This window comes from Pseudoalteromonas sp. S1727, assembly GCF_005886375.1.
GTDB classification, from domain to species: Bacteria; Pseudomonadota; Gammaproteobacteria; order Enterobacterales; family Alteromonadaceae; genus Pseudoalteromonas; species Pseudoalteromonas haloplanktis.
Genome location: NZ_PNDT01000097.1, coordinates 1 through 9,338 on the forward strand (window position 1 = coordinate 1; position 9,338 = coordinate 9,338).

General features: G+C 38.6%; 9 protein-coding genes and 1 tRNA gene. 1 reads left to right on the forward strand and 9 read right to left on the reverse strand.

The features are described 5' to 3' along the window. Window positions 1-432: 432 nt before the first annotated feature. Window positions 433-509, forward strand: a tRNA-Ile gene (locus tag CWB85_RS18330). 202 nt (window positions 510-711) lie between these two features. Here CWB85_RS18330 and CWB85_RS18335 read toward each other — a convergent pair. From CWB85_RS18335 to CWB85_RS18375, 9 genes are all read right to left on the reverse strand, one after another. Continuing rightward, on the reverse strand, window positions 712-3,075 hold the full coding sequence (locus CWB85_RS18335) for a TOTE conflict system archaeo-eukaryotic primase domain-containing protein (protein WP_016710035.1): 2,364 nt from the start codon (window positions 3,073-3,075) through the stop codon (window positions 712-714). Then, window positions 3,075-3,257, reverse strand: a complete 183-nt coding sequence (locus CWB85_RS23050) for a type II toxin-antitoxin system RelE/ParE family toxin (protein ID WP_198160579.1) — start codon at window positions 3,255-3,257, stop codon at window positions 3,075-3,077. The genes CWB85_RS18335 and CWB85_RS23050 overlap by 1 nt, the downstream gene beginning before the upstream one ends. Before the next feature lie 93 nt (window positions 3,258-3,350). Next, on the reverse strand, window positions 3,351-3,608 hold the full coding sequence (locus tag CWB85_RS18345) for a ribbon-helix-helix domain-containing protein (RefSeq protein ID WP_016710034.1): 258 nt from the start codon (window positions 3,606-3,608) through the stop codon (window positions 3,351-3,353). 253 nt (window positions 3,609-3,861) lie between these two features. Next, window positions 3,862-4,287 (reverse strand): hypothetical protein, encoded by a 426-nt coding sequence (locus tag CWB85_RS18350; protein WP_016710033.1) that lies wholly within the window; start codon window positions 4,285-4,287, stop codon window positions 3,862-3,864. Window positions 4,288-4,413: 126 nt separating this feature from the next. After that, on the reverse strand, window positions 4,414-5,637 hold the full coding sequence (arsJ, locus tag CWB85_RS18355; RefSeq protein ID WP_016710032.1) for an organoarsenical effux MFS transporter ArsJ: 1,224 nt from the start codon (window positions 5,635-5,637) through the stop codon (window positions 4,414-4,416). A gap of 6 nt (window positions 5,638-5,643) precedes the next feature. Beyond that, window positions 5,644-6,654, reverse strand: coding sequence for an ArsJ-associated glyceraldehyde-3-phosphate dehydrogenase (locus CWB85_RS18360; RefSeq protein WP_138555647.1), 1,011 nt, complete (start codon window positions 6,652-6,654; stop codon window positions 5,644-5,646). 20 nt (window positions 6,655-6,674) lie between these two features. Then, complete coding sequence (locus CWB85_RS18365; RefSeq protein ID WP_138555648.1) at window positions 6,675-7,166, reverse strand: phosphatase domain-containing putative toxin; 492 nt, start codon at window positions 7,164-7,166, stop codon at window positions 6,675-6,677. Between the two features lie 20 nt (window positions 7,167-7,186). Continuing rightward, complete coding sequence (gene arsB, locus CWB85_RS18370) at window positions 7,187-8,203, reverse strand: ACR3 family arsenite efflux transporter (RefSeq protein WP_138555649.1); 1,017 nt, start codon at window positions 8,201-8,203, stop codon at window positions 7,187-7,189. A 14-nt stretch (window positions 8,204-8,217) separates the two neighbouring features. Further along, window positions 8,218-9,057 (reverse strand): metalloregulator ArsR/SmtB family transcription factor, encoded by an 840-nt coding sequence (locus CWB85_RS18375; RefSeq protein WP_016710028.1) that lies wholly within the window; start codon window positions 9,055-9,057, stop codon window positions 8,218-8,220. Between the last annotated feature and the right edge of the window lie 281 nt (window positions 9,058-9,338).

Here is a 9,338-nt window from a genome sequence, read left to right on the forward strand (position 1 = left end):
TGAACTTTTATAGCGACAGATAAATGGAGTGATAACAAGGCACAAATTTTGACATGTAGTTGTTCTACATGAAAAATTTATAACGCAGTTAGCGCTTTATTTAGCCCGCTAGAATGGTTAAATATTTAAGTCGATTGGTATTAAACTTTATGCCGCCCGCATTTCTTGTTTTTTCTTTAAATGAAATTTATGTATTCGTTAAGTCTAACTTTACACTTACGTGATACAAGCGTTCGTAGGAAATGGCTTTAACCATGAATAGAGAGTGTTTACGATTACTATTTAAGCAGTTAGCTTGTTGATTGTTAAAATAAAGCTTTTTGCTAGTGACAAGCCAGTAAAAACTTTTTATACTGCAACCCGCTTTAATCGCTGTGGTGGTTAAACGCTTCAAAAATTTAGCCTTGTTCAAAACACATGCTAATACAAAATGGCCCCTTAGCTCAGTTGGTTAGAGCACACGACTCATAATCGTTAGGTCCCCAGTTCAAGTCTGGGAGGGGCCACCATCTCCACTCAATATGTGGCTAGATGGAAACTCACTACTTCCTGTTTTACTAGATAAGTCGCCAATCTCAAGCATGGTTATCTTGGACTACCTATAACTTCCCTAAATTTCATTTTAAAAAGTAGGCGCTTTTGATTGGGGAACGACCATAGTATTGAACTATCTGAAATCGAGCTATTGGGAAAAATACTCAAGTATATTGGTTAGCGATAAGTGATTTCATAACCCAGCGCTCTGTATCCCTTTTCTCGTTTTGAAAACATTCGCTTAAGTGTTGGGAAAGTATCAATGTAATCATAAATCAGCACCGAGTTTTTGTTACTCCACTCTCGCCCGATTCGACCTGCATATTGAGCTAATATGCCCTTCCACGCTATAGGTAAGGTGATGAACAACGTATCTAAATAAGGTAAATCAAATCCTTCTCCAACGTATTTACCCGTTGCAAGTATAACCTGTTTAGCGTTACTTAAATCTTTGTTTTCTTCGAGTAAAGCAATGCGTTCTTGGCGCTGCTTCGTTGATATTCCACCATGCAGTTCTACAACCATTAGGTTTTTTTGTGTGAGTAAAGCTGATAGAAGCTCGATGTGTTCTTTTCTCTCGGTTAACACCATCACTGCACGTTTTTCATCGATACAACAGACAATATCATCGACAATCTTTTGGTTCCTGTCATCACTGTTAACTAGGTGCTTATAAATTTGTGCGATATGGGGCTTTGTATCAGGATCTAACCACTCATTCGGAAACGCTGTATTGGTTTCATGTGCTTTAACTTGCTGATTAAGCAGTGAACCTGATTTAACGCCTTTATAAACAATATCTCCTAGTTGTAGCATCATCAGTTTTTCTAAACCATCTTGGCGTTTTGGTGTTGCGGTAAATCCATGAATGAATTTGGCATGGCTGGACTTAATCAGGCTTTCATAGTTTGAAGCAGGTAAATGGTGGCATTCATCAACAATAACCTGGCCATACTTTTCAATGTATGGCTTAATATCCATGCCATTTCGGCCCACTAAACTTTGATATGTTGCTACATCAACTTGATACGACAGTTTTTCTTTACCACCAAGTAATGAACCAACTTCGGTGTCTTTGAGAAAAACATTAATACGTTCCAGCCACTGCTCTGCAAGTTGCCGACTGTGAACTAATATCAGTGTGTTCACCTTGCGCTTAGCAATCAGTGCTAATGCAGTAACTGTTTTACCAAAGCCAGTAGAAGCTTCTAGTATCCCAACCGATGAATCTAATAATGCATTAACCGCTTTATTCTGCTGACTTTTCAATTTTCCTGTAAATTTAACCTTAGCAAGCTTGTCACCTGAAAAACGCTTATCATCGAAATTCACTTTAATTTTTTGCTCGGTTAATTTTTCTTTTACAGATGATAGGCAGCCACGCGGTATAATTAAGAAATTACCCTCAACACGAGCGGCACAAATGTATCTAGGGACTCCAATCGTAGATAATCGAAGACTTTGCCTTTTGTAAAACTCAGGGTTAGAAAACACAGCTAATTGCTTAAGCCTTGATGTTAATTTGCCAGGAAGCTTATCGATTGGAATATAAATTTGATCTGCAATAACCAAGGTTACTTCTTCAGGGCAATGGGCTATCACATCATTCTCAATAGTGGATAGCTTCTTCCAAGGCGTATTTGCCAAGTCATCATTAGTTTTGTTATCTATTAGTGTTATTTTGCCAAGTAAGCTATCAAGTGTCGTAGTATCAATTTTTTGAATAGAAGCAAGCTTGGCCCATTGGTCTTTAAAAGGTACTCCTGACGAATCTATAAATACACTATTACCTTGCTTTCTTGGTTCTAGTTGAAGTGGTAATGCAATCAAATTACCAAAACCACCTTCCGGCATTACATCTTGATTCGGAAATAGGCGATCGAAACAAGTAAATGAGAGCGCTGGATACATTTCCATGGCTTTGGTTAATAAACCATTACCTAACTTTCTAGCTTTGGTCGCTTCAACAGCTTGCGAAAAGAAAATCCATACATGTCCACCGTTACCGCTTCTAGAGCGTTCTATAATGTGTGGTACTTTATAAAAATCACAGGCTTCAGCAAAAGCTTTAACGCAGTGAATCCAATCTTCTTTATCGAAATCAGTGGCAAGAATGTGAGTTCTATTGTTCTCTAGAAGTGGGTAAATCCCAATCGTTTGATTGCCTTTAAGGTGATCAAATATTGCCTGACCATCATAATGCTTAAAGTGTTGATTTGAACATTCAGTGCAACTAATCTTTGGTTTATCACAGATTTTAGGTTTCCATTCATTCCAACATGCAGGCGAATAACCACTTCGCCCATTTTTCGATTGCCAACGAAACGGGTAAACGTCATTGCGACCTTTAAAATAAGAGATGAATAAATTGACTTTAGCTTCAGGTGAAACGTGTTGGTTAAAGTGTTTGGCTAGCTCGACTTCTTGCTGTGCAAGAATATTATTACGTTCATTTAATAATGACTCTTTTTCTTCAGCGAGTCGCTGAAGTCGATTATCAATATCTAAAAGCCTATCAGATAACGAGCTAGACACAGTCATTACTCAAAAGCAGTTTTAAGGTTTTCTGAGCTTAGTATTCGCATAACATCAACACAGTCATTAGAAACGACGTAGTAAATAGCATGAGTTCCGTAGATACTGCGTCTATATCCTTTACGAATATGGTCAACTGCCTGGTAATGCAATGGGTTTTCTGCAATGCTTTGAAACTGTATAATCAACCCATCAATGTATGATTCAGCCTGAACTAAACCAAAGCTGTCTATACCATATCAAATAGCTGCTCGAAGTCCTGAACGGCAGCTGTACTTAATCTAAATTTCGTCATTAGTTTGCTTTCTAGCAATCACCGCATTAACAATATCCTCAGGAGAACGAGAGCTAAAACCGCTTTTCTCTGCTTTGATAAGTTCTTGTCTAATAACTTCAACTTCGCTAGTTCGCATTTGCTCTTTTCTAATTAAATCTCGCAATAACTCGCTGTCACTAGCATAATGACCAGTTGCAAGTTGAGCTTGCATCCATTGTTCTTGCTGATCAGTTACTGTGATACTTTTCTTGACCATTGCCATAATTTACCTCCAATGAAAGAAACTTTGTAAGGATATAATCCTACTTAATCCTACCATAATGAAGTTTAGTTCAGAACTGGTAAAAATCAATTTGAGTTACATCATACGATTTATAGATGGTAACAATATCGATAAACGACCGTAACATTAAAGGGGTTACAAGCTTGCTATTGGGGCTTCATAATCATTAGAACCCCCAATTTAAGTTTACGAGGGGTACCACTTTTCAAACTTTCCCTCTATTTAATTAAGTCTAAGCGTTGTACTTAAACAATAAACCAGAGTTAGTGTTCCCTGCTGACGAAAATAAACTTCCCATCAACGTTGACACATTCTTTTTAACGCTTAATTGTATTGCAACTAGTTCTTCATCTAACTCTTGCTGTAATTCAGAAATTTGTGTTTGTTGATCTGCTTTTGTGAGGCTGTTGTCTGCTTCAAGTGCGCGCAACTTCTGTTGTAGCTCTTTAATATTTTTTATCATCTGCTGTTGAGTGGTGTCTGCCGCTTCATCAGGGGTCACTTCATCTGGGCGGGATTTTTCATCAGTACTTTTAATTTTGTTTGTGTTTGAGCCGGTCTCTTCGGCTTGGCCCGTTGTTTGTTGGGTGCCTGTTTGGGTGTGCTTTAAAAAATTTGGATCAGTAAGTAGTGATGTAGGTATGTTGGTTAAGTTCATTATGCGTCCCGTGCGACTAAAAATTGACATGCTTTTATTGTCAAAGGCGATGCATTAATTGTTCCATATTTGGGCTCAAGAGGCATAAGCCCTGCATAGCTAGCGTACTATGCAGGGGAGGGGGGATTACGCAGGTACGGTGGTTTTTTGTGGTAATGCCAATGACAGTAGGGCGGCGAAGGCTATAAATGCGCTTGAAATCCATAAGCATGCTTCAAGTCCGTATTGCTGATATACCCAACCAGATAACACGGTGCCAATTAATCGGCCCATGGCGTTAGCCATATAATAAAAGCCTACATCTAACGATACGCCATCACTATCAGCTAGGCTGACGATTAAATAACTATGTAATGATGAGTTAATAGCAAATACAGCGCCAAATATAAGTAAGCCACCAATAATCGATGCCTGAATATAAAAATCATAATGTAGTGCTAAAGCAATCAGTACTGGTATTGCCGTTAGATAACTAGCCCATAAAAATGCGCTGCGGCCACTTGGGACTTGCCCTGACTTTTTACCGGTAAAAGAGGGGGCAAAAGATTGCACTATGCCATAGCCAATTACCCAGCTTGCCATAAAGCCACCAACCCACCAATGATCCCAGCCAAAGGTTGCTGCTAAAAATACGGGCAAGGCAACAACAAACCATACATCTCTAGCACCAAATAAAAACATCCGTGCGGCGGAGAGCACATTAATGGCTTTACTCTTTGAGAATAGCTCACTAAATTTGGCTTTGTGCTTGGCTTTACCTAAGTCTTGTTTTAAAGCAAAGATACTAAATAGCCATACAGCTGTTAGCATGCAAATCATGCTTAGTATCGCACCGTGGAAGTCTAGCAAGGTGAGTAATAAGCCACCTAAAAAGAAGCCAACCCCTTTGAGTGCATTTTTAGAGCCGGTTAATATAGCCACCCACTTATAGAGTTGGCCTTGTGCATCTTTTGGTACTAAAAGCTTAATGGCACTTTTTGCACTCATTTTATTGAGATCTTTGGCTATTCCCGATAACGCTTGTGCAGCCATAACATAAATAACAGTGAGTGCATCTACAGGCACCATGAGCATAGCTAAAGAAACTATTTGTAAGCCCAAGCCAATGTTCATGGTTTTATTGAGACCGAATCGAGCACCTAGCCATCCGCCCACTAAGTTAGTGATCACACCAAAGATTTCATAAAACAAAAACAACATGGCAATACTTAAAGGGCTGTAACCAAGTTGATGAAAATACAGTACCACAAGCATACGCAGGGCACCGTCAGTTAAGGTAAACGCCCAATAATTACCGGTAATTATTAAGTATTGTTTTATCTGTGGCGGCAGTGCTTTTAATCGATCCACGGTTAATTATCCTTTATCGGCTAGGCCAACTTTGCGCATAAGCTCTGCAGTTCGGTTCGCATAGCCCCACTCATTGTCATACCACACGTAGAGTTTTACTTGAGTGTCGTTGATCACCATAGTTGAAAGGGCATCAATAACACTTGAACGAGGATCGGTTTTGTAATCGATAGATACAAGCGGTCGTTCTTCATAACCCATAATGTCTTTAAGTTCGTTAGCAGCAGCGTCTTTTAGCAGTTTATTTACTTCATCAATCGTTGTGCCACGTTCAAGCTCAAATACACAGTCAGTAATAGAGGCATTTGTTAAAGGAACACGAATAGCGTGGCCGTTTAATTTCCCTTTTAATTCAGGGAAAATATGTGTAATGGCAGTCGCTGATCCCGTGGTTGTTGGAATTAAACTTGTGCCACATGAACGGGCGCGACGTAAGTCTTTATGGGGGGCATCAATAATTGTTTGGGTATTAGTGATATCGTGAATGGTCGTGATTGAACCATGTTTGATACCGATTTTTTCATGAATCACTTTAACGACAGGTGCCAAGCAGTTGGTTGTACATGAAGCAGCAGTAACAATAGGGTGGGTATCTTTATTATAAAGGTGATCATTTACACCCATAACAATATTTAAAATACCCTCTTCTTTTACTGGGGCTGTTACCACAACGCGTTTTACGCCTTGATCAAGGTAAGCTTGTAACAATGCTTTGGTTTTTATTTTACCAGAGGCTTCAATTACTACGTCACATTTTGACCAGTCAGTCTCTTGCGTTTTTGTGTTTTGGCTAAAGCTGATTTCTTTACCATTGATTACAATTGCATTATCAGTATGGCTTGCTTCGTGATGCCATTTTCCGTGTACTGAGTCAAATGTCATTAAATGGGCAAATGTTTCAGCGTTACCTGCAGGGTCATTAATATGAACGATTTCTACATCATCCCAATCAAATGCTGCACGCATTGATAAGCGGCCCATACGGCCAAAACCATTAATACCTACTTTAATTGTCATTGTTTATTCCTTAATACTCGTTATAACTGCGAATTAAAATAATTAAGTTGAACTGTATTCTTCAGTGCTTTAGGTCTTATGTGTTGTACTTGCTGCATGATTTTGTCGCTAGGCCAACCATGAGCAAGTAAAATAAGCGCAATCACTAAGCCAGTTCTGCCTGTACCACCTTTACAATGAACGGCAATCGTCTGCTGGTTATTGATAGCGTTTATGATCGCATCTTTATGTAACGCCCACTGTGCTTCAAACTCCTGAGAGGGTGCCTCATCATCTAATATTGGTAGCTGCAACCAAGTAATATCATGCTCTGCGCATAGGTTTGGTAACCGTTGTATATCATTTTTAGCAATTTCATGATCATACATAAGCGTAAGTAGCATGCTGGTGCCAGCTTGTTTTAGAGTTAGTACAGACTCTTCTAAAGATGCTTCTTTGCTTCCAGGGCAAGGCGTAAAAATAAGTTTTGCGCCATTTTCTAAATTTAACGAATCAACTGGGTGAAGTGGCATTGTTAAATCCTTTTCTATAATTATTCAAACCAATGTTGGGTGCGATTAATGATGGCAACTAACGATAGCATCACGGGGACTTCTACTAATACACCTACAACAGTGGCAAGTGCAGCGCCAGAATGTAAACCAAATAATGAAATAGCGACCGCGACAGCAAGTTCAAAAAAGTTTGAAGTACCGATTAGGCATGACGGCGCTGCTATTTTTTGTGGTAGCTTCATCCAAATAGCGGCAGCGTAAGCAATGATAAAAATGCCGTAGGTTTGAATGATCAGAGGAATAGCAATTAATACAATAGTCTGCGGTTCAGAGATAATTGTATTAGCTTGAAAACCAAACAGTAAAACCACCGTTGCAATTAAACCCACCATAGACCATGGTTTTAACTTTGCTAAAAAGTGTTCAAGTGCTTGCTCATCTTTACTTTTATTTAGTGCTTTACGGGTTAATACGCCTGCAGTTAAAGGTAGCAATACATATAAGGCTACTGAGATCAGTAATGTTTCCCATGGTACTTGAATATCGCTTACGCCTAATAACAATGCTGAAATCGGGGCAAAGGCAAAAATCATGATCACATCGTTCACAGATACTTGGATTAGTGTGTAATTAGCATCACCTTTAGTGAGTTGTGACCAAACAAACACCATCGCAGTACAAGGGGCAACGCCTAGCAAGATCATACCGGCTATATACTCTTGTGCAGATTGCGGGTCGACTAAATCTGCAAATATAAAGTTAAAGAATAACCAACCAAGCGCTGCCATAGTGAACGGTTTAATTAACCAGTTTATTATTAGTGTCAGTATTAGCCCTTTAGGGTTTTTACCGACATCTTTAATCGATGAAAAATCGATTTGCGCCATCATAGGGAAGATCATCACCCAAATAAAAACAGCGACGACAATATTTACATGAGCAATCTCAAAATCAGCAATCATTTGAAATACATCAGGTTGCCATTGACCAAGTAAAACACCGGTAATAATGGCCAAGCCAACCCATAGAGATAAATAACGTTCGAAAATTCCCATTTTATTCTCCTCTATTACCGACAAAAGTCAGTTTTGCTTGGGCGGTTACACATATTAGTAAGATTTTCTAAATTTTTAGCTATCAGCGGAAGGTTATTTTCGGTGGTTTCGCTGATCACTTTTTTTATCCAAAGAGGTAATTCTGGATTTATTTTATAAAACACCCATTGGCCATGTTTTCTGTCAGTAATAATATTAGCTCGTTTTAGAACAGCTAAGTTACGAGAGACTTTTGGTTGGCTGTCTTCTTGTAAGGCCTCCATGATTTCGCAAACACATAGCTCACCATGATAATTAGTTAGCATTAGTGTTTTTAAACGAATGTCATCGGTGAGACATTTATAAAATGAGATTGGATCAATCGATATATTATCAAGCGCAGATATTTGCTCATCAATACGTAGGGTAGGTTGTGTTTTATTGCTAGGTTGGTTTTTTGACTCTAAAAGTATAAACATCGATAGACGATTATTCAGTTCACTTAATGTGGTAGCAAATGGATTATTGCAGGTGCGCTCTTTTGGATCTGGAAAATCCCAAGCAAGTTGTGCTTTAGCGCCGGGGAAGTTTCGGCATTCTTGATTTGCTTTATCACACAGGGTAATTACAAAGTCGAACTCTTGTCCTGAGAATTCCTCAATGCTTTGAGATTTTAATTCATCAATGGTTAAACCAAATTTTTTAAGTGCGTCTAAAGTGCGTGAATCTATTTCTTCAGGTGACGTACCTGCACTCGAAATTTCAAATTGATCACCTGCTTTATGGCGTAGCAATGCCTCAGCCATTTGTGAGCGGGCAGAATTACCAGTACATAAAAATAAAACTGAACGCTTAGTTGAAGTTTGATTATTCATAAATCACACCTTACATAGAATATGCAATAAAGTGTATATTCGTTTTTATATATATTCAAGTGCGATGTCTATTTTAATTTTAAGTACTGCAGTTCTATATGACGTATTTTTATCCAAAGTTAGTGTTAAATTACTTTTATTCGTTATTTACAGATGAGTTTAGGTTTGTTTTTAAGCTGTTCGCTTGAAAATTAAACCAAACACCAATAAATCATAAAAAACGTTAAAAAACGCTTGCGTAAAATTCGCGGCGCCCTATAATGCGACCCCACTGAGACGGC

Excerpts from the sequence above, each read along its gene's own strand:
- CWB85_RS18335 (WP_016710035.1), bottom strand. The coding sequence starts at position 3,075 with ATGACTGTGTCTAGCTCGTTATCTGATAGGCTTTTAGATATTGATAAT.
- CWB85_RS18345 (WP_016710034.1), bottom strand. The coding sequence starts at position 3,608 with ATGGCAATGGTCAAGAAAAGTATCACAGTAACTGATCAGCAAGAACAA.
- CWB85_RS18350 (WP_016710033.1), bottom strand. The coding sequence starts at position 4,287 with ATGAACTTAACCAACATACCTACATCACTACTTACTGATCCAAATTTT.
- CWB85_RS18360 (WP_138555647.1), bottom strand. The coding sequence starts at position 6,654 with ATGACAATTAAAGTAGGTATTAATGGTTTTGGCCGTATGGGCCGCTTA.
- CWB85_RS18365 (WP_138555648.1), bottom strand. The coding sequence starts at position 7,166 with ATGCCACTTCACCCAGTTGATTCGTTAAATTTAGAAAATGGCGCAAAA.
- arsB (WP_138555649.1), bottom strand. The coding sequence starts at position 8,203 with ATGGGAATTTTCGAACGTTATTTATCTCTATGGGTTGGCTTGGCCATT.
- CWB85_RS18375 (WP_016710028.1), bottom strand. The coding sequence starts at position 9,057 with ATGAATAATCAAACTTCAACTAAGCGTTCAGTTTTATTTTTATGTACT.